Origin of the sequence: Oceanicoccus sp. (assembly GCF_029238675.1) — a bacterium.
In the GTDB taxonomy this organism is placed as follows: domain Bacteria; phylum Pseudomonadota; class Gammaproteobacteria; order Pseudomonadales; family Dasaniaceae; genus Oceanicoccus.
In genome coordinates this window covers 56,610-77,924 of the sequence record NZ_JAQWFR010000008.1, presented here as the reverse complement: position 1 = coordinate 77,924, position 21,315 = coordinate 56,610, and the positions used below count along the sequence as shown (strand labels likewise).

Sequence of the window (21,315 nt, the reverse complement as noted above, 5' to 3'; positions counted from 1 at the left end):
TATGAAAACCGCCCCTGTAGTTACCATTGATGGCCCCAGCGGTTCTGGTAAAGGCACTATTTGCCAGTTATTAGCGAAAGAGCTTGGCTGGCACTTGCTTGATAGTGGTGCTTTATACCGGATTGTCGGTTTGGCGGCAGAGCGTAAAGGCGTGCCTTTTGATGATGCCACCGCGTTGGCGGATTTGGCTGCCGATCTTGATGTTGAGTTCCACCCCGGCGAGCCGGGAGAGCCTTCAGCCGTCCTATTAGACGGCGAAGATATTAGCAACGAAGTCCGCTCTGAAACCACCGGCACGCTAGCTTCTTATGTGGCCATCCATAACCCGGTTCGAGACGCTTTAAAGGCCTTGCAAAGAGGTTTTGCCAAAGCCCCTGGCCTGGTCGCCGATGGCCGTGATATGGGCACGATTATCTTCACCGACGCCCCGGTTAAAATCTATCTGGTTGCCTCCGCCGAAGAACGGGCAGAGCGGCGCTTTAAGCAGTTGAAAGCCAAGGGGGAAAGTGTTAATCTCGCCGCCCTTTTGGAGGACATCCAACTGCGCGATGAGCGGGATATGAACCGCCCGGTAGCGCCGCTAAAGCCCGCTGACGATGCCATTGTGATCGACAGCACCGGCACTGCGATAGAGGATGTGTTTAAGCAAGTACTGGATACGGTCAAGAGCACCATCCTAACTGTTTGATTCCAATAGATTTAATGTTCCATTCGTGGCGAGACTCCAGCTGTCGCTTCGGATGGATTTTTTGTAAATGGCCCATAGGAGCTGGTCCTATGGAGGGTAGCGAAAACCCCCCGACTTCCAAAAAGTCAGGTTTTTCTGCCAGCTTTAAAACAGGTATATAGAGTAATGGAAAGTTTTGCGGATTTATTTGAAGAAAGTTTAAATACTATCGATATGAAGCCAGGTTCAATCGTAACCGGCGTAGTTATTGATATCGATAGCGATTGGGTCACAGTTCACGCTGGCCTGAAATCAGAAGGCGTTATCCCACGCAGCGAATTTGTTAGTGAGAGCGGTGAGCTTTCATTAGAAGTTGGTGACGAAGTACAGGTTGCGCTAGAAGCGGTTGAAGACGGTTGGGGTGCTACCAAACTGTCCCGCGAAAAAGCTAAGCGCGCTGAAGCCTGGAAAGTACTTGAAGCCGCTTATGCTGGTGAAGAGTCAGTTATCGGTGTTATCAACGGTAAGGTTAAAGGTGGTTTTACTGTTGACGTTAATTCTATCCGCGCATTCCTACCCGGTTCTTTGGTAGATGTTCGTCCAGTACGTGAGACGACTCACCTGGAAGGCAAAGAGCTGGAATTTAAAGTTATTAAGCTAGACCAGAAGCGTAACAACGTGGTTGTTTCACGTCGTGCTGTTATGGAAGATGCTAACAGTGCCGAGCGTGATGAGCTGCTGGCTACTCTACAAGAAGGTCAGTCTGTTAAGGGTATCGTTAAGAACCTGACTGACTACGGTGCTTTTGTTGACTTGGGCGGTGTTGATGGCCTATTGCACATCACTGATATGGCTTGGAAACGCATCAAGCACCCATCAGAAATCGTTAATGTGGGTGACGAAATCGACGTTAAAGTCCTGAAATTTGATCGTGAGCGTAACCGTGTTTCTCTTGGCCTTAAGCAGCTGGGTGAAGATCCATGGGTATCTATCACTGGTCGCTATCCAGAAGGCGCTCGTGTGCAGGCCACTATCACTAACCTGACTGATTACGGTTGTTTCGCCGAGATCGAAGAAGGTGTTGAAGGTCTGGTTCACGTCTCTGAAATGGATTGGACGAACAAGAACATCCACCCATCTAAGGTTGTTAACTTAGGTGACGAAGTGGAAGTGATGATTCTGGATATCGACGAAGAACGTCGTCGTATCTCTCTGGGTATCAAGCAGTGCATGGAAAATCCATGGGATGCCTTTGGCCGTCAGTTCAACAAAGGCGACAAGATCTCTGGTGCTATTAAGTCTATTACTGACTTCGGTATCTTTATCGGTCTGGATGGTGCTATCGACGGTCTGGTTCACTTGTCTGACATCTCTTGGAACGAGACGGGCGAAGACGCCGTTCGCAAGTACAAGAAAGGCGATGAGATTGAGACTGTTATCCTGTCTGTAGATCCTGAGCGCGAGAGAATCTCTTTAGGTATCAAGCAGTTAGAAGATGATCCATTCAATGACTACGTGACTGAAAACGATAAGAACTCTATCGTTAAAGGCACCATCAAAGAAGTGGACGCTAAAGCTGCCATCATCACCTTATCTGGCGATATCGAAGGCACCTTGAAAGCCTCTGAAATCAGCCGCGACAAAGTTGAAGATGCTCGCAACGCCCTGAAAGAAGGTGAAGAAGTCGAAGTTAAGATCATTACTGTTGATCGTAAGAATCGCACTATTGCACTGTCTATTAAGGCTAAAGACATGGCTGATGAGAAAGAAGCCATTAAAGCGCACAAAGAATCTGAAGCAGAAGCTACTGCTCCTGCCACCATTGGTGACCTGATCAAGGCCCAAATGGGCGGTAACGAGTAAGATTCCGATTTTCGCAATATAGCCTGTGCTAGTTCACGGTTTGCGCTAAGTTGTTGATGGGGGTGAATTTTTCCCCTATTAATAATTAGCGCATATCGCTATCCGGTGCTACTCTTGTCCTAGTTAGTAAGTCTGGGAATAAGTAACGGGTAGTGGATATGACAAAATCTGAGCTTATAGAGCGCATTGCGTCACGGCAAACTCAGTTGTCCCTTAAGGATGTAGAGTTAGCAGTTAAGACAGTTATTGAGCAAATGTCGCAGACATTGGCGACCGGCGAGCGGATAGAAATCCGTGGTTTTGGCAGCTTTTCGCTGCATTATCGGGAGCCTCGCCAAGGCCGTAACCCTAAAACGGGCGAAACCGTTGAGTTGAGTGGTAAATATGTCCCTCACTTCAAGCCCGGCAAGGAAATGCGCGAGCGAGTTAACGAGAGTCTGCAGCGAGGTTGATCTGTTCGATAGAGTGGCCTTAGCGCCATATTGCAGAAACTGAATATGAACGGTATGGTCCTATGGCTATACCGTTTTTTTTGGGCCGTTATTTTATGTCTACCACACCCCTGTCATTCCCGCGAAGGCGGGAATCCAGCCTGCATGCTTATGCTGTTATTTCCGCTGGGGCGGAAATTTACAGCGCTGGGTCGCGGGGATGACAGGGATAGAGAATTCGAGAGGGGTTAAATGGTGCGCTCGTTACAGCGTTTATTAGTTGGTTGCTTATTGATAGTCGTACTGGCTTTTGGGGTTCTATTCTCCATTCAAAACACCGATAAAGCCGCGCTGGACCTACTGATTATCCAATTACCTGAGCAACGTGTATCACTTTGGGTACTACTGGCCTTTGCTACAGGCGGTATAGTCGGCCTGCTGGTCAGCAGTGCTGCCATTATCCGACTCAAAAGCCAGGGCTTGTTACTGCAACGCAAACTGGATAAACGTGAGAAAGAGCTGGCAAACCTTCGCACCGCCGATTTCAGGGCACCTATCACCGCTAAACCTAACAAAGGCAGCAAGAGCTAATTATGGCCGACCTCTGGCAATTACTGCTGGTATTTACCGCTATCGCCATCGGTTGGTGGCTGGGGCGGCGTGTGCGTGTAGCTTCTGGCGATGATGGTGCTGCCTTGCATCATCAATACTATAAAGGCTTGAACTTCCTGATTAATGACCAGCCCGATGGTGCTTTGGATGCGTTTATCGAAGCGCTGGAGGTCAATAGTGAAACTCTTGAAACCCATATCGCCGTAGGCAATTTAATGCGCCGCAAGGGTGAGGTTGAGCGCGCTATCCGTATTCACCAAAACTTGTTATCCCGGCCAAGCTTACCCAGAGTGCATTTACACCAGGCGCATTTGGAATTGGCCCGCGACTTTATTAGCGCCGGTTTACTGGACCGGGCCGAGCGTCTGTTGCAAGACCTGATCAAAGAAGCGCCCGAGCTAAAAGAAACGGCCATGCATCATCTGCTGGAAATCTATAAAGACGAAAAAGAGTGGCAACAGGCTATAGATATTGCCGAGCAGTTACTGCCCAGGCGTTCGCTTTTAAAGGCGTCTCCCCCGGTCGATAAAACTGTCCCGGCGGCATTGTCCCACTACTGTTGCGAACTGGCCGAACTCTCATTAGTGAAAAACGACTACCATTCAGCCCGTGCCCAGCTAAAAAAATCACTGTCTTACGATCGTAACTGTGTTCGTGCCTCTTTATTGATGGCCGATATTGAGTTTCGCACTGGTCATTATGACAGGGCGATAAAAAACCTGCGTAAAGTTCGGGAGCAGGACCCGGCGTTTATCCCGGAGACTATTGATCTATTACGCGCAAGTTTTGAGCGTCTGGGAGATAACGAGGGTTTTTACCGCTATATGCTGGAGAGTCTGGATATCTATCCCTCCGCCACTATTTTGCTCAATCTGGTGGACGATATTAACGCCAAAAAGGGCATGCCAGCGGCGGCAGACTTTTTGGGTAAAGAATTAAAGAAAAGGCCTTCCCTGAAGGGTTTGGCGAAATTGGTTGAGTTTCATATCGCCAATACCTCCGGCCAACCCAAAGAAAACCTGACCATTTTGCAGCTATTAATCGAGCAGCTAATGCAAAGCAAACCCCAATACCAGTGTCATCACTGTGGTTTTTCTGGCAAGCGTTTGCATTGGTTATGCCCCGGTTGCAACCAATGGGGCCAGATTAAAGCCATACGCGGCGCTGAAGGCGATTAAGCTATAACATTAAATAAGAGAGCACCTATGACAACAACATCCCCCGTTATTGTGGCTATGGATTATTCCGACCTGGCTTCTGTAGAAGCCCTGGCTGACCAACTGGATCCCAGTCAGTGCCGGTTAAAAGTAGGCAAAGAATTATTTACCCATTGTGGCCCCCAGGTTGTTCGCAGTATTCAGGATCGTGGTTTTGATGTCTTCCTCGACCTTAAATTTCATGATATTCCCAACACCGTTGCCGGTGCGGTAAAAGCCGCGGCAGATTTAGGGGTGTGGATGGTGAATGTCCATGCCTCCGGGGGCGCCAGAATGATGGAAGCCGCAAAAGAAGCTTTAGCCAACTACCAATCAGCGCCTTCACTGATAGCAGTCACCGTATTAACCAGTATGGAACAACAGGATTTACAGGGTATTGGTTTAGACTGCGAGCCCATCGACCAGGTGGTTCGTCTGGCTCGCCTGACCAAAGACTGCGGTTTGGATGGTGTAGTTTGTTCCGCTAAAGAAACAGAAATACTAAGAAAAGAAATCGGTGATGATTTTCAATTAGTCACACCGGGCATCCGTCCCGCCAATGCCGAGCAGGGTGACCAACGCCGTGTGGCAACGCCGTCTTCAGCGATGGCATCGGGCAGCAGTTATTTAGTGATTGGTCGTCCTATTACCCAGCATGCTGATCCTCTCGCTGCACTGGCAGCTATTAATCAGCAGCTAAGTTGAAAAAATATTACCCAGGTGTTGCCACTTTTAATAGCTGTGGTAACATCCTTCGGGTGAGCGGGATCTTACCCGTTTAATGGACTAATTAACTGACAAACAAGGAGCGTTATCATGCGTATATTCCGTTATTTTTTCTTATCTCTTTATTTGATTTTTTCTGGTTTTGTTTTTTCGCCATCGGCTTTAGCCGTTGAGCCGCAAAGGCCTGTTAATATTAATACCGCTGATGCGGCAACCTTATCCGCTTCCCTTAAGGGTGTGGGTGATAGCAAAGCACAGGCCATTGTTGCCTACCGTGAAAGCTATGGGCCGTTTAAAGCCGTTGAAGAATTAACCGCCGTCAAAGGTATTGGTGAATCTTTACTCAATAAGAACCGAGAGCATATCAGTCTCAAGTAATCGGTTTTAAACTTCACCGCGTCATTCCCGCGCAGGCGGGAATCCAGCGCTGTAGATTTCCGCTTTAGCGGAAATAACAGCATAAGCATGCAGTCTGGATTCCCGCCTGCGCGGGAATGACAGTAATTTCGGCTTTTGCGATACCCTTGCTGGGTGGTCGTATTCCCTTTATTTATTGATGTCAAAACCTGCTGCTGTGTTAAGCTAGTACTTATAACAATAACCAACTTTTTAGCATTGTTAGTAGGAATTTTTACTGTGGCCCATATCGATCTTTTTAATGGCGATGCCGATGGCATTTGCGCCCTTACTCAATTACGTAATGCTGACCCCATTGAAAGCACTCTGGTTACTGGAGTAAAGCGCGATATACAGTTGATGGGTAAAATTGATGCCAAGGCTGGTGATAAAGTTACCGTTTTGGATGTCTCCCTGGATAAAAACCGCGAAGGCTTGAATAAAGCATTGGCTGCTGGAGCGGAAGTGTTTTATGTGGACCACCACTTTGCCGGTGATATTCCAGAAAGTGACAAACTGACGGCAATCATTAACCCCGCCGCCGATGTCTGTACCAGCATATTGATCAATAACCATTTAAAAGGTCAGTTTGTTGAATGGGCTATCACTGGTGCCTTTGGTGATAACTTAAAAAACAGCGCTAACGTTTTAGCTAAGCCGCTAAATTTATCCGAGCAGGATTTAACCAGCTTGGAAAACCTCGGTATTTATATTAACTACAATGGCTATGGTTCCAATCTGGAGGATTTGCACTTCACCCCTGAAGCGCTTTATCGACAGGTTAGTGTTCATGCCAGCCCCTTCGGTTTTATCAATGATAGCCGCGAAAGTTTTGAAAAACTGGAGAACGGCTATAATTCTGATATGGCCTCCGCTGCAAGCTTGCAGCCAGAATTTGTCAATGATTCAGTCGCCGCCTATATTTTGCCTAATGAAGCATGGGCGAGAAGAGTGAGCGGTGTTTATAGTAATGACCTCGCCAATGGTACACCTGGCCGCGCCCATGCGGTATTAACCGTTAAAGCCAATGGCAATTATTTAATCAGTATACGGGCACCTTTAGACAATAAAACCGGCGCCGATGAACTGTGCCGCAGTTTTCCGACTGGCGGTGGTCGTGCAGCAGCTGCAGGTGTTAATGATTTACCGGCTGACCAGTTACAGACATTTATTGATCGCTTTAATCAGTTCTACGCAAGCTAAGGACAAGGTAAACGATAGTGACCATGGCTTTAACTCCAGAAGCAATTCAAACATTGGCGGTAATCGCTTTTTGTTTTGGTTTGTTGGTTTTTTCCCGCTACCCGGCCGATGCCATTTTGGTGGCCGGTGTTGCTTTACTGACGCTATTAAATATTATTACCCCTGCGGAAGCTTTGATAGGTATGTCCAATGAGGGGATGGCAACCGTTGCCGTGCTATTTGTTGTGGCCAGGGGGTTGGCGCAAACCGGTGTAGTAGGGTGGGTCTCCAATAGTTTATTGGGGCGCCCCAAAAATATCGCTACCGCACAATTTCGCTTAATGCTGCCCGTAGCTGCCTTAAGTACCATGCTAAATAACACACCGGTTGTGGCTATGATGGTGCCGGCCGTTACCGATTGGGCTAAGCGTAATAACCTTAGTGTCTCGCAGTTAATGATGCCTCTTAGCTATGCAGCTATTGTTGGTGGCACCTGTACATTGGTGGGTAGCAGTACCAACCTTGTGATTAATGGCATGTTAACCACCCACAGTGGAGATAGCGGCCTGAGCATGTTCGACCTTGCCTGGGTGGGTATTCCCTGCGTGATTGTTGTTGTTGCTTTTACTATCGGTTTTAGCCGCTGGTTGCTGCCGCATCGCGGTGAAAAAGATCAGCAGGTCTTTGGTGATGCTCGCGAATATATTGTGGAGATGGAAGTTGAGGCGGATAGTCCTTTAGTGGGCAAGAGTATCGAAGAGGCTGGTTTGCGACAGTTGCCGGGAATGTTTTTGGTAGAAATAGATCGCGATGGTCGATTGATGACAGCCGTGTCCCCCAATGAAATGCTATTAGCCGGCGATCATTTAATTTTTGCTGGGGATGTTCGCTCTGTTGTCGACCTGAAAAATATCCATGGATTAAAAGTTGCTGAGAAACAGGTGTTTAAATTAAACAGCGGTGCCCATGCTCGCTGTTTGGTAGAAGTGGTTATTTCCCGCAATTTTCCGCAGTTGGGTAAATCCATTAAAGATATGCGTTTTAGAAATATATATAGCGCCGCTATTATTGCTGTTGCTCGTGATGGTGAGCGTATAAAAACCAAAATTGGTGATATTTATTTAAAGCCTGGTGATACTTTACTGCTTGAAACTCATGACCAGTTTGTTGGTCAGCAGCGTTACAGTAAAAACTTTTTATTGGTCAGTGAAATTGAAAACTCCCGTCCAGTCAGGCACGAGCAGCGTAACCTGGCTGCCGCAATTATGCTGGCTATGGTGATTACAGTGGCGTTGGGTATATTGAGTATGTTTAAGGCAGCACTGCTGGCCGCTGGCTTAATGATAATTACCCGCTGTGTCAAAGTGCAGGACGCTAGAGAAAGTGTGAATTGGCAGGTTATATTAGTGATAGCTGCCTCAATTGGTCTCGGTGGCGCTCTGGAGAAAACAGGTGCAGCTACCGTTATTGCAGAAGGCCTGATCGGTATAGCAGCCCATTCGCCAACCGCCACCCTGGTCGCCTTGTTTGTATTAACGGCGGGTTTCTCGGCAGTGATCTCAAACTTGGCTGCTGCGGTATTAATCTTTCCAATAGCTATTGCGGCCAGCCAGCAGCTGGGGGTGGATTTACTCCCCTTTGCAGTAACATTAATGATTGCCGCCTCTACCTGTTTTGCTACGCCAATTGGTTATCAAACTAACTTGATGGTCTATGGGCCAGGTAACTACCACTTTAGTGATTTTATGAAAATCGGCTTACCGTTGACGATTATGGTGGGCATAACTACGGTGTTAGTTGTGCCGGTTATCTGGCCTTTTTAGCCCTCGGCTATATATACCTGCGTCGTGTAAGCAGTGCCGGTAATAAAACAGGACCACTACACAATGGCTTCTACCACTTAGTGAGGCTGGGGTAGAAACTTGGTGGCCTAGAGGAAGGGTTCAAATAAACAAATCACCAATATCGCGCTTCAAGTGTTTACCTATCGTATCCAGCGCCACATTACCGATCACTCCCTTTACAGATCACCCCTGTTTGCAGATCACCCCTGGGGTTATCGGCCAGTGCAGCTGTGCTAAGGTTGATTAAAATGTTTCATCAGGTTAATGGGCATCGGGAAAACAATGGTCGAACTTTTATCACCGGCCAACTCAACTAATGTCTGTAGATAACGTAGCTGCAGAGCCTGATCCTGCTTGGCTAAAACCTTTGCGGCATCTAGCAATTTCTCTGAAGCTTCATATTCCCCCAGCGCATGAATGACTTTGGCACGGCGTTCCCTTTCTGCTTCAGCCTGCTTGGCAATGGCACGAATCATACTTTCATCCAGATCGACATGCTTGATTTCAACATTGGCGACTTTAATGCCCCAAGCATCGGTTTGCTTGTCGAGGATCATTTGGATATCAGTATTGAGCGTCTCTCGTTCTGCCAGCATATCGTCCAGTTCATGCTGGCCCAGCACCGAGCGCAGGGTGGTTTGTGACAGTTGACTGGTGGCTTCAAAAAAATTCTCTACCTGAATAATGGATTTTTCCGGATCGACTACTCGAAAATAAATCACGGCATTCACTTTGACTGAGACATTATCCCTGGAGATAACATCCTGAGTGGGTACATCCATGACCACGGTGCGTAAATCGACCCTGACCATTTGTTGTAGCAGGGGGATAACAATAATCAGGCCCGGGCCTTTGACTTTATAGAAGCGGCCTAAAAGAAAAATAACCCCGCGCTCATATTCCCGCAGCACCCGGAAAATCGAGATCAACAGCACGACTATCATCAGTGCCAGGGTGAGAGTGAAAAAATCCATATAAAATTCCATGGTTATGCTCCCGTTGTTTTTTTGACTGTTAAAATTACGCCATCGGTTTCAAGCACAGTCACCTTGTCGTTGACCGATAAAGGTTGATCACAGCGTACCTGCCATTGTTCGCCTTGCAGGTGCACCATGGCTTGCTTATCCAACATTTTGCTAACGACCGCAGGCATGCCTTTTAAGTGGGCCAGGCCGGTGACAACCGTTTGCCTGCGGGCTTTTAATGCCAGCCCAAGGGCAGCGATTAATAACAGGCCACTAAAGGAGGTAAAGGCAATAATGACCGGCAGGGCAATTTGATAACCCGGCAGCTCGGTATCCATCAAAATCACGGAGCCAATAACAAAGGCCATTAACCCTCCAATACCGAGAATGCCAAAGCTGGGGGCAAAGGCTTCGGCAACCATTAAACCCATGCCAAAAATAATTAAACCCAGCCCTGCATAACTAATCGGTAAAAGCTGGAAGGCATACAGCGCCAGCATAATGCAGATAGCGCCCAGAATACCGGGTACCGCAAAACCGGGATTGGAAAACTCAAAAATCAATCCATAAATGCCGATCAGCATTAATATATAGGCAATATTGGGGTCGGTAATCACCGAGAGAAAATCACTGCGCCAATCGATAGGGTGTTGATAAATCTTCGCGTGCTCAGTCTCTACCATGATTTTGTTACCGTTAACTAACAGTGTTTGACCATTCAGTTGTTGTAATAAATCATCGAGATCGTCGGCAAGTAGATTAATAACCTGTAAATCCAGCGCCTCCTGCGCACTTAAGCTGGCACCCTCACGCACCGCCTGCACGCCCCATGCTTGATTGCGCCCATGCAACTGGGCCAGACTTTCTATATAAGCCGTAGCATCGTTAACCACTTTGCGTTGGAAGGCATCAGTGAGAGGTAGCCCCGGTTCGTTATCGGCTTCGGTTTTATTGTCTTCCTGTTTATCGGTGGGGAAGGTGGGCAGGGTGGGTGTGCCCATTTGTACGGGTGTTGCTGCGCCTAAATTAGTGGCGGGCGCCATCGCGGCAATAGGGCAGGCATAGAGAATATAGGTACCAGCGCTGGCCGCTCTTGCGCCATTGGGCGCCACATAACCTACCACTGGAATATCGGTCGCTAAAATCGCTTTGACGATTTGTCGCATAGAAGCATCCAATCCACCCGGCGTATCAATTTGCAATATCACCAGGCTGGCGTCAGCTTGTTGCGCTTTGTCCAGACCGCGAATCATATGGTCGGCGGTGGCTGGGCCAATCGCACCTTTAATATCAATTAGCCAAACCGAATCAGTACCAGACCTGGCTGCCAATAAAATAAACAGCAATAATAATAGCAGCAGGATAGCCAGAAGATGCTTCATCGCAAGACCACTCTAATAAGGGTAGCGAGGGTAGGTTCTGTATCGATAGGCCTGATAAGGCTCCAGCTCATAGTGGGACTCAAGAAAAGCCACCAGGTCGATCAGTTCAGTCACGGTCAATACATCGTTGTAATTGCGCATAGGAGACAGGTCGCTATCATCACCTTCTTCCGGTTTATAAGTTTTTGCCAGTTTGTGAGAAGGGTTAATAATAGAAGTCAATAATTCTGCATAAGTAATGGGTTTGTCCACATAACCGCCGAGCTGGATAGGCGGGTTAATGTCTTTTTTCAGGGCTGGATTATTGATAAAGGGGTCTTCTACATCCTTAATGGTGTGGCAGGCTAAACAGTTAAACGAAAGAAAAACGGCTTTGCCTGTTGCAAGACTACCGGATGGCAAACTAAACCCCTTGCCTGAAGCCACTCCACCTCGCTCACAGCCACTTAGGCCAAATACAAGTAGTGGCAGTATCAATAGTAATTTAATCAGTGTGGATGGATACATGGGTTTGCTCCTTATTGAAAAATGGTGGCAGTCCCGGAAACCATAAAGTGCTTGTCGTTTATAGAATTGACGGGGGTCAACAATAAATACTTTTACAGCGGTAGAGTGGCCCATATAAAAGACCGAACTGTTGTAGGGGGGATTACAATCCACCCTATAAGTTATTGCGGCTAGGAGGAAAATATACCGTGGCCGGAGCTGCCCAACTTCACACCCGCCAGGTTTGGTAGTGCGGGTCTTATCAAAACCTGTCAATCATTATCCGAAAAATTTTGTTTAATGGTTTTTAGCTGCTGCCGATATTGCTCCGCATCACCATAATCGGTAAATAAACAATAGCGATGATGCATGCCTTTTTTGAGTTTGGCATTTTTGATGGGACACCAATATTGTTCAGTCCGTGCAGCCACTTCTTGCACATAGGCGGCAATACCATTGCCATAGCTGCAGTAGGCGCAGTTAATTTTTTCTATACTATTTAAATAGCGCAGTTTAAATCGATCAAAACTTAAAAAGTCGCTGCGTTTAACTTTGGGTATATTATAAATCGGGAAACAGATAGCCTGATATAAGCTAACCGCAATATCGAGAACAACAAAAGGGACAATCAGCGAGTAAATCACTGGCGCCGTCAGTATCACCGCCCATCGGGCTCGCCTGATATAGTCCAGCGCGCCAACCTTTAGACTGCGATGCAGCGATAAGACTTCCCGCTCAAAGATAACCCGACCATTATATATTCGGTAGCGTAACTGTTCGGCCCGTTGGTATAGCGCCTCTTCAATTTGCTGTTCCAGTTCGCGAATCTGTTGCAATAGTTTATTAATAGTATCGTTCATAACGGTTTACTCCGGCAGAGGCGGTTATATGCTGGTAGATAGCCTTATAATGTTGTGCACTGCGCTGCCAGGAAAAATCTTTACTCATAGCGTTTTGTTGCACCACTCGATAGGTTTCAGGATTCTTATATAATCTGATAGCAGATTTGATGGCCGATAACAGGCTGTTCTGATTGTGGGGTGAAAATAAAATACCCGAGGCTGTGCCCGCCGACAGGCTCTCGGTAGTGATATTAACCACGGTATCCACCAGACCGCCAACGTTGCTGGCAATGGGCGGGGTGCCATAGCGCTGGCTATACATTTGCGTTAGACCGCAGGGTTCAAAGCCCGAAGGCATTAAAAAAAAATCTGCGCCGGCAATAATCTGGTGAGCCAGCGCGTCTTTATAGTCAATCTTTACGGCTATTTGTTGGGGGTGTTTTTGTGCCCAGCTTACTAAGGCCTGTTCATAACGGGCATCACCACGGCCCAGTAAAACCAGTTGAATCGGCAGTTTTATTAATTCCCCCAAACTATCCAGCAGTAGGTCAATCCCTTTTTGTTCGCTTAGCCGTCCCACCCAGCCCAATACACAATGGTTAGGGTTTTGCTCAAGGTTAAATTTTTTTTGCAGCTCACCCTTATTCAAGGGCTTATCATTCAGCGTTTTCTCGTCATAGGTTTGGGAAATATAATGATCATGCTCAGGGTTCCACTCGGTCGTATCAATACCATTGCAGATACCGCTAAAGGTATCCTGGCGATACCTGAAAATCGCATCCAGGCCGCTACCGGTTAAGGGTTGGGTTAATTCCCTGGCGTAATTTGGGCTAACGGTTGTTAGCCAGTCCGCAAACATTAAACCGCCTTTGATAAAACAAAGTTGGTCGTGAAATTCCAGCGCATCAAAGCGCCAGAGAGCGGGGTCCAAACCAAGATTAACAAAAGTGGAATAAGGAAACAGACCTTGGTAGGCCGCGTTATGCACCGTAAATATCGTGGCAGGGGCTTGCGGGTGCTGACGAAGCCATGCAGGTACCAAACCGGTATGCCAGTCATTGCAATGAACAATGTCGGGTTGCCAATCCAGTGTTGCCCTGCCCAGGGCCATATCGCTAATCACTTGGCAAAACTGATAAAAGCGTTCTGCGTTGTCCGGCCAGCCTGCCGAGCTGGCATCCCCATAGGGCCCTCCTGAACGATCAAACAATCCAGGGGCGTCCACCAGCCACAGGGTGAGTTTGGTTTCCGGTAATGTGGTTTCAAGCAGGCTTATCCCGTTTAGGGCTATGGACTTTATAGGCTGTTGCTTCAATAGGTCTAACGCCTCCTTATAGGCCGGCATAACCCATCGAATATCAACCCCCAGTGTTGCTAGAGTTTTAGGCAGGTTAAAGGCGACATCCGCCAGCCCTCCCGTTTTAGCCAGTGGATAAATTTCACTGCTGGCGAATAGCACTTTTAGTGGTTTATCGGTGGCTGTAATCGGAGGAGGAAGTTGTGAGTTCATAAGTAGCAAACTAACTCACAAAATGCCTTGCCTATTGATGGCGGTCAATATCTTCCAGACAAAATTATTCGCTAATAGCACAACGTTCCTAACCTGTCATCCCCGCGTAGGTGGAGATCTACAGTGCTGGATTCCCGCCTTCGCGGGAATGACGAATTCTTGAATAGTAGTTGGCGGGGGTTGCATGTTGGCTGATATACCAACACTCAAAGTGGTATTTTGCTGGCATATGCACCAGCCGGATTACCGTGACCATCGGCAGGGTGAATACCAGTTACCCTGGACTTATCTACACGCCATCAAAGACTACGTCGATATGGTGGCTCACCTTGAGCGCAACCCGCAGGCGCGTACGGTGATTAACTTTGCCCCCATACTGTTGCAACAGATTGACGATTACAGCCAACAGGTACAGCGCTACTTTAGTGCTAATATGGTCATTAAAGATAGCTTGCTTAATGCCTTGGTTAACCCTGTTTTGCCCGCGGCGAATGATTATCGCCACGGCCTGATAAAAGCCTGTTTACGGGTTAACGAACAGCGCTTGATAGCACGTTTTCCCCCTTACCAGCGGCTGGCGGAACTGGGGCAATGGTTTAGCGATCACCCCGATCAAATAGGCTACCTTAATAGCCAGTATTTTATTGATCTGTTGATGTGGTATCACCTGGCCTGGCTGGGTGAAACCGTACGCCGTAGTCACCGCAAGGTTAAAAAACTCATCCGTAAAGGGCACCACTTTAGCTACCATGACCGCCGTGAACTGCTAGCGATTATCGGTCATAATCTGTCATCGTTAATAGGCCGCTATCGACAATTGATGGAACAGGGCCAGATTGAACTCTCCATGTCACCCTACGCCCATCCGATAATGCCTTTGCTGATTGATATGCAGAGCGCCCGCCAATCCATCCCCGATATCACGATGCCCGTTGCCAATCATTATCCGGGAGGCGAAGAGCGGGCCCGTTGGCAACTGCAACAGGGTCTGGATACCTTTGAACACTATTTTGCTTGCCGCCCGGTGGGTTGTTGGTTATCTGAAGGGGGTATCAGTGATACTGCAGTGGCCTTGTTAGATCAGTTTGAATTTGAATGGACGGCCAGTGGTGAAAGTGTATTACGGCATAGCTTAGCCCTTGAAAATAAGCCTCTGCCTGATGATAAAGCCACCTTTCTATACCAGCCTTATCAACTTAAAGAGAACAAGACCCTTTGTTTTTTTCGTGATGATGAATTGTCGGATTTAATTGGCTTTAGTTATTCCGATTGGCACGGGGATGATGCCGTGGCCAATTTTATTGATCGACTGGAAGCTATTGCAAACAATCCGGCCATAAAACAGGACGCCGTCGTTAGTATTATTCTCGACGGTGAAAATGCTTGGGAACATTACCCGGATAATGCCTATTACTTTTTGCAGGGACTTTACCGATCCATAACAGATCACCCCAACTTGCAACTCACCACATTGGCTGATGCGACTCGCGATGCCGGGCAGCGTGTTGCCACGCTGCAACAACTGGTGGCAGGTAGCTGGGTTTATGGCACTTTCTCCACATGGATTGGCGATCAACAAAAGAATCGCGCCTGGGATATGTTGGTGGATGCCAAACAGAGTTATGACCGGGTCATTGCCGAGGGGCATTTAACCGCAGGCCAGCGGGCATTGGCAGAGCAGCAACTGGCTATCTGCGAAAGCTCCGATTGGTTTTGGTGGTTCGGTGATTATAATCCCGCTGCCACCGTCAGTGATTTTGATCGCCTGTTTAGAATGCACCTGGCCAATTGTTACCAGTGCCTGGGTTTGGAGCCTCCCGCCTATTTAATTGAGGTCTTTACCCACGGCAGTGGGAGCCCCTTGCATGGCGGCGTGATGCGTAAAGGTAGCCACTAATGGCTGCTAATAAGACAGAAGTGTTAGATACCCGCCGGGCCGGTGTGCTGTTACCGGTAACCTCGTTGCCTGCGGAGGATAATCAGGGTCTTGGGGATTTTGGCGGAGCCTGCCGGTTTATTGATTTTTTGGCGGCATCGGGTATGAGCGTTTGGCAGATTTTACCCCTTGGGCCAACCCACAAAGACCTTTCGCCCTATTTATGTACTTCCTCTCATGCGGGCAACCCCCTATTAATTGACCTGCAATGGTTGCGTGATATGGGGTGGTTATCTGACACGTTGAAAGCAGGGCAGTTTGCCAGTATCAGCGAGTTTCGACTGGCCTGTTTGCAACAAGCCTTTGAACAATTTAACGAGCAGCCCACCCATGCTTATCACCATAGCTATCAGGTCTTTATTCACCAGCATCACGACTGGCTCAAGGACTTTGCACGGTTTACCGCCATTGGCCGTTACCACCAGGGCGCAGCATGGATGGACTGGGAACCAGCGCTACGTGACCGTGAACCAGCCGCACTGGGCGAGATTGAACAAACGCTGTACCGGCAAATTGAACAAGTAAAATTTGAACAATGTATTTTTTATAGCCAATGGCAGCAAATAAAAACCTATGCCCATCGTCGTGGTATTTTGCTCTTTGGTGATATGCCTTTGTTTGTTGCCCACGATAGTGCAGAGGTTTGGGCCAACCGGCACTATTTTCGGGTTAACCGCCACGGTGCCGCCACTGTACTGGCCGGTGTACCGCCAGATTATTTTTCCGCTTGCGGGCAACTATGGGAAACGCCGGTCTATAACTGGCCGCAACACCAGGAGGATGGTTTTCAATGGTGGATTGAACGCCTGGCTACACAGATGGAACTTTATGACCTGATACGAATTGATCATTTTCGTGGTTTGGATGCCTGCTGGGAAATTGCTATGGATGCCGGCCATGCCCTGGCAGGACATTGGCAAAAGACACCGGGCCTGCAGTTACTGCAAACGCTGCAGCAGCATTTTGGTCACTTACCTCTAGTGGCAGAAGATTTAGGTTTTATTACAGAAGCTGTTCGCCAGTTGCGTCAACGGTTTCAGTTACCGGGTATGGCCGTAATGCAGTTTGCCTTTGATGGCGGCGATAACAATCCTTATCTTATACAACACCATCATAAAAATACGGTCGTCTATACCGGCACCCATGATAACGATACTACGCTGGCCTGGTACCAAGCCCTGGCGCCGAGCATGCAGAAGAGGGTGGATACCCTGATTAACCGGCCCACGCTATCTATGCCCTGGTCCCTGATTGACTATACCCTGGCCTCCGATGCCAGACTGGTGATTATCCCCATACAGGACTTATTGGCCCTGGGTGCAGGGCATCGGTTAAATACCCCGGGTACCACCAGCGGTAATTGGTGTTGGCAATTTGCCTGGCAGCAGTTGGGCGCAGGCTTGCCAGAACGCCTACAGCAGCTAACCAAGCGTCATCAACGCCAGGTGTTATACCTATGACGCTGAAATTACAAAGAGCACTACCCGCCTCATTACAGGTATTGAATGAGTTGGCCAATGATATTCGCTGGAGCTGGAACCATGCGGGGGATCAACTCTGGCGCAGTATTGATCCCGATAGTTGGCAGTCATTAAAAAATCCCTATGCGATTTTGCAAACCACGCCCAGTAGTCGCTTTAAACAACTGGCGGAAGATCCAGAATTTTTAAAAAGATTACAGTGGTTGCTTAGCGATCGTGAACGATATTTAAATCGACAGGGTTGGTACCAGCAACAGCATGGGGAGGCACCCTTACAACAGGTCGCTTATTTTTGTATGGAGTATGGTCTGGGTGAAGCGTTACCTTTATACGCAGGTGGTCTGGGAATTCTGGCCGGTGATTATTTAAAGGCGGCCAGTGATCTCGGTGTACCCGTGGTAGCCTTGGGTCTGCTATTTGATCAGGGCTACTTTCGCCAGACATTGGATAGCGATGGTTGGCAGCAGGCCTTATACCCCAACTGCGATACGGCCAGTTTACCGATTTCACCGGTACTGGCGGAGTCCGGCGAATGGTTGCAGGTAGCGGTCGAGTTGCCGGGCAGGCATTTATTACTGCGTTTATGGCAGGTACAAGTCGGTCATATCCGTTTGTATCTACTCGATAGTAATCACCCGCAAAACAGCGTCGCTGATCAGGGGATTTGTAACCAACTCTACCCGGCTGAAACCGAAATCCGTTTTATTCAGCAGCTAGCTTTGGGGGTTGGTGGTTGGCGTGCCCTGCGGGCATTGGATTTACCGGTGGATATTTGCCACCTTAATGAAGCCCACTGCGCCCTGGTTATATTGGAGCGGGTCAGGGAGGTCATGCAACAGAGGTCGTTAGATTTTGCTACGGCCCTGTGTCTGGTGCGGGCGGGAAATATTTTAACCACCCATACTGCGGTGGCAGCGGCCTTCGATCGTTTTCCTTTAGCGATGGTGGAAAAGTATTTTTCCGTTTATGCGCAGCAATTTAGTCTCATTCCCCAATCTGTAATGGCACCGGGTATCGATCACGACAAAACCGATAAACCCTTTTTTAGCCCAATAACCCTGGCTCTAAATGGCTGTATTGCGGTTAATGCCGTTAGCCAATCTCATCGGGGGGTTATGCAAGAGATGTTATCTTCTCGTTATCCACGCTGGCCGCTTGAGGATATCCCTGTTTCAAAAATCACCAACGGCGTACATGTGCCAAGCTGGGATTCCGCTTGGGCGGATCAACTATGGACGGAAGCGGCGGGCAAAGACCGTTGGCTGGGGGACTTAAGTGGTTTGCAGCAGGCGATTGACCGGCAAAGCGATAACAGCTTATGGGCGTTTAAATGTGAAGAGCGAGCAGACCTGATTCATTATGTCAGGCAGCGCTATGCCAAAGCCTTAATTCAGCGCGGGGCTTCAGAGCAGGCCATATCAGCCGCAAACTATGTGCTGGACCCTAACGTATTAACACTGGGCTTTGCTCGCCGTTTTACGGATTATAAGCGGCCGGATTTATTACTAAAAGATAAGCAACGCTTAGCTCGTCTATTATGCAATCGCGGTCGTCCAGTGCAAATCATTGTCGCCGGAAAAGCCCACCCGCAGGACCATCAGGGCAAATTATTAATTCAGGAATGGGTAGCCTTTTCTCAATGGCCAGCGCTAAAGGATCGCTGTGTCTTTTTACCGGATTACGATATCGCCTTAGCTCAAGAGTTAGTACAGGGTGTCGATATCTGGATCAATACCCCCCGATCACGTTGGGAAGCCTGTGGCACCAGCGGTATGAAAGTGCTGGCTAATGGTGGTTTAAATATATCCCAGTGGGACGGCTGGTGGGCGGAGGCCTGGCAGCCGGACTATGGCTGGGCCATAGGGGATCTTGAAGGGAAGCCTGGCCCGCAGTCTGATAAAAAAGAAGCGCAACAACTTTATCACCGTTTAGAAACCGAAGTTATTCCCGCCTTTTATCAACGTGATACTGAGGGTTTGCCCCGGCAATGGTTGCAACGGATTCGTGCCAGTATGGCGGCATTGGCACCGGCCTATAGTTCTAACCGAATGGTCAGGGAGTATGTGGACCGTTTATATATCGATAGTGCCAAGCGGTTTTATTCAAGGGGAAAAAACACCGAGTGTCTTTTATCACTGGTTGAATGGCAGCGGGTACTGGATACACATTGGAGTGAAATTCGTTGGGGTAAACAATCCCTGGTGGAGAGGGAGGGTGGTTTTGATATTGAGGTGCAGATTTATTTAGGTGATGTACCGGCACAGTGGGTCCGTGTTGAACTTTATGCCGAGCAGCCCACTGAAAAAATAACGTTACAAAAAAAAGCAGCGATGGTTGGTAGCGTGGGCGGGGCTATCTATCAGGCATCCGTCAAAACAGAGCGGCCATCATGGCATTACACCCCGCGGATTATTGGCTGGCATCAAGAGGCGGTAGTGCCATTAGAGTGTCGCCATATTTTATGGAAGGATTAATGTAGGGTAGATTACAATTTACCCTACAAGAAAATTGAACCCTCCCTGTTATTGATAGTCGTCAATAACCTTCCGCAAAAAATGCCAGCATAGCCTTACAGTAAAGGGGGCTTGGCCAATGACAAGGATCAATTGCATGCACCTATTGCGGCAACGTCTATTGTCTGTAATGCCCAATTAGTAACGGCCGATAATAATCTGCGAAGCAGCGAGTTACTTGATACGGTTTGGTAGATATAATCCATTACCCTACAGCGTCACTTCATTAATTAACCACGCAACCACCACCACCTGCGGTACCGTCAATACCGGTAGCAACAAAGTCATCTTCCAGGATTGCGTGGTTTCTTTTAACACCAGAATTTCAGTGTAATCAGTAGCTACCCCAGACATTAGAAATGCAAAACTATTACCGGGAGCATTGGCGCGGGTTAATAGATCCGCTGCTATCGGCGTTGAACCTTCAGAGCAGACTTCCAATAGGGTGGCGACTAATACCGTTAAACCGAGGCCGGCAACCGTGGGGCCAAAGTAATGGCTAAAAGTATCGGGTGGCACTAAGGCTCTGAGCAGCCCTGCCAATACGATGCCAAAAAAAATCCAGCGCAGTATCATTCTTGACTCCTTAAGACCGTCCCAAACTAAACTGCGGCAAAAGCTTATATCAAATACGACGGTGGCCAGGCTTTTTTTAGCATTGCGCCAGAATTTAAAATCTGGCGGTAGTACCAGGGTGTTAGGGTTTTGCGGAAGCTTGCCGGCAGCTAGCAACTGCTCAAACACCAGCCCGACACTAAGCGCAATCATTAGCGATAAGACAATAAAAGCCAGCGTCCAGCCAATACCGATCAAGGCAAATAAAATGAAAGTGAGTGAAAAAGAATTCCAGGGGCTGGCAATAAGAAAGGCCATAACCTGGCCAATACTGGCGCCGCGGCGGTAGAGAGTGGCGGCCACCATTAAAATGCCATGGCTACATAAATCCAGTAACACACCAGCGCCTGCTGCTCGCAACAATCCCTTAAGTCCAGTGTTAGTCCCCAGCAGGGCAATCACAAACTCACGTGGTATTTTGGCTAATACCGCTACCATCACAATCCCCAGCGCTATTCCCCACCACATAGTATTGATTAACTGAAAAACCGATAAAGCCAGGGTTTGATACCAGACGGTATCAGGCAGGGTATGAGGGTACCAGAGATATTGGCTATAAAGTATGGCGATAACAGCCGCCGAACTCCATAACAAATAATCCGGTGGACTATTATGTCTGGTCTTGTGGCATTGCATTATTTTCCCGCTAAGAACCTGCTATGAAAATA

The 21,315-nt window shown here is 48.1% G+C and carries 18 protein-coding genes; 12 read left to right on the top strand and 6 right to left on the bottom strand.

The window, feature by feature from the left end; all coding sequences use genetic code 11:
• Position 1 precedes the first annotated feature (1 nt).
• The 9 genes from cmk (at position 2) to P8H32_RS03545 (ending at position 8,896) form a co-directional block, all read left to right on the top strand.
• Positions 2-688 carry a (d)CMP kinase gene (gene cmk / locus P8H32_RS03585; RefSeq protein ID WP_301088514.1) on the top strand — a complete coding sequence of 229 codons (687 nt, stop codon included), beginning with the start codon at positions 2-4 and terminating at the stop codon, positions 686-688.
• A gap of 165 nt (positions 689-853) precedes the next feature.
• Positions 854-2,530 carry a 30S ribosomal protein S1 gene (gene rpsA / locus P8H32_RS03580; RefSeq protein ID WP_301088483.1) on the top strand — a complete coding sequence of 559 codons (1,677 nt, stop codon included), beginning with the start codon at positions 854-856 and terminating at the stop codon, positions 2,528-2,530.
• A gap of 158 nt (positions 2,531-2,688) precedes the next feature.
• Entirely contained in the window at positions 2,689-2,982 is a 294-nt protein-coding gene (gene ihfB / locus P8H32_RS03575) for an integration host factor subunit beta (RefSeq protein ID WP_085756999.1), read from the top strand.
• A 231-nt stretch (positions 2,983-3,213) separates the two neighbouring features.
• Complete coding sequence (locus tag P8H32_RS03570) at positions 3,214-3,552, top strand: LapA family protein (protein WP_297291413.1); 339 nt, start codon at positions 3,214-3,216, stop codon at positions 3,550-3,552.
• A gap of 2 nt (positions 3,553-3,554) precedes the next feature.
• Entirely contained in the window at positions 3,555-4,751 is a 1,197-nt protein-coding gene (gene lapB, locus P8H32_RS03565) for a lipopolysaccharide assembly protein LapB (protein WP_301088482.1), read from the top strand.
• A 27-nt stretch (positions 4,752-4,778) separates the two neighbouring features.
• A complete protein-coding gene (pyrF, locus tag P8H32_RS03560; RefSeq protein WP_297291415.1) occupies positions 4,779-5,474 on the top strand; it encodes an orotidine-5'-phosphate decarboxylase in 696 nt (231 codons plus the stop codon).
• Between the two features lie 111 nt (positions 5,475-5,585).
• On the top strand, positions 5,586-5,873 hold the full coding sequence (locus tag P8H32_RS03555; RefSeq protein ID WP_301088481.1) for a ComEA family DNA-binding protein: 288 nt from the start codon (positions 5,586-5,588) through the stop codon (positions 5,871-5,873).
• Between the two features lie 258 nt (positions 5,874-6,131).
• Complete coding sequence (locus tag P8H32_RS03550) at positions 6,132-7,094, top strand: DHH family phosphoesterase (RefSeq protein ID WP_301088480.1); 963 nt, start codon at positions 6,132-6,134, stop codon at positions 7,092-7,094.
• 23 nt (positions 7,095-7,117) lie between these two features.
• Positions 7,118-8,896 carry an SLC13 family permease gene (locus tag P8H32_RS03545; RefSeq protein WP_297291427.1) on the top strand — a complete coding sequence of 593 codons (1,779 nt, stop codon included), beginning with the start codon at positions 7,118-7,120 and terminating at the stop codon, positions 8,894-8,896.
• A gap of 254 nt (positions 8,897-9,150) precedes the next feature.
• On the opposite strand, the gene P8H32_RS03540 is transcribed toward P8H32_RS03545, so the two are convergent.
• The 5 genes from P8H32_RS03540 to glgA all read right to left on the bottom strand — a co-directional run bounded on the left by P8H32_RS03540 (position 9,151) and on the right by glgA (position 14,102).
• Positions 9,151-9,891 carry a slipin family protein gene (locus tag P8H32_RS03540; protein ID WP_301088479.1) on the bottom strand — a complete coding sequence of 247 codons (741 nt, stop codon included), beginning with the start codon at positions 9,889-9,891 and terminating at the stop codon, positions 9,151-9,153.
• A gap of 14 nt (positions 9,892-9,905) precedes the next feature.
• Entirely contained in the window at positions 9,906-11,264 is a 1,359-nt protein-coding gene (locus tag P8H32_RS03535; protein ID WP_301088478.1) for a nodulation protein NfeD, read from the bottom strand.
• 12 nt (positions 11,265-11,276) lie between these two features.
• Entirely contained in the window at positions 11,277-11,771 is a 495-nt protein-coding gene (locus P8H32_RS03530) for a c-type cytochrome (protein WP_297291423.1), read from the bottom strand.
• 251 nt (positions 11,772-12,022) lie between these two features.
• The gene (locus P8H32_RS03525; protein WP_297291422.1) at positions 12,023-12,610 is read right to left on the bottom strand and encodes a hypothetical protein; all 588 of its coding nucleotides are present in this window, start codon (positions 12,608-12,610) and stop codon (positions 12,023-12,025) included.
• Positions 12,594-14,102, bottom strand: a complete 1,509-nt coding sequence (gene glgA / locus P8H32_RS03520) for a glycogen synthase GlgA (RefSeq protein WP_297291421.1) — start codon at positions 14,100-14,102, stop codon at positions 12,594-12,596. Before glgA ends, P8H32_RS03525 begins: the two co-directional genes overlap by 17 nt.
• Positions 14,103-14,286: 184 nt before the next feature.
• Between glgA and P8H32_RS03515 the strand changes: the two genes are divergently transcribed.
• The 3 genes from P8H32_RS03515 to glgP are packed head-to-tail and all read left to right on the top strand — an operon-like array spanning position 14,287 to position 19,993.
• Complete coding sequence (locus P8H32_RS03515) at positions 14,287-15,999, top strand: glycoside hydrolase family 57 protein (protein ID WP_301088477.1); 1,713 nt, start codon at positions 14,287-14,289, stop codon at positions 15,997-15,999.
• A complete protein-coding gene (gene malQ, locus P8H32_RS03510) occupies positions 15,999-17,498 on the top strand; it encodes a 4-alpha-glucanotransferase (RefSeq protein WP_297291419.1) in 1,500 nt (499 codons plus the stop codon). The genes P8H32_RS03515 and malQ overlap by 1 nt, the downstream gene beginning before the upstream one ends.
• On the top strand, positions 17,495-19,993 hold the full coding sequence (gene glgP / locus P8H32_RS03505) for an alpha-glucan family phosphorylase (RefSeq protein WP_301088476.1): 2,499 nt from the start codon (positions 17,495-17,497) through the stop codon (positions 19,991-19,993). Before malQ ends, glgP begins: the two co-directional genes overlap by 4 nt.
• 249 nt (positions 19,994-20,242) lie before the next feature.
• Here the strand turns inward: glgP and P8H32_RS03500 are convergent, their stop codons facing one another.
• A complete protein-coding gene (locus tag P8H32_RS03500) occupies positions 20,243-21,283 on the bottom strand; it encodes a permease (RefSeq protein ID WP_301088475.1) in 1,041 nt (346 codons plus the stop codon).
• Positions 21,284-21,315 lie beyond the last annotated feature (32 nt).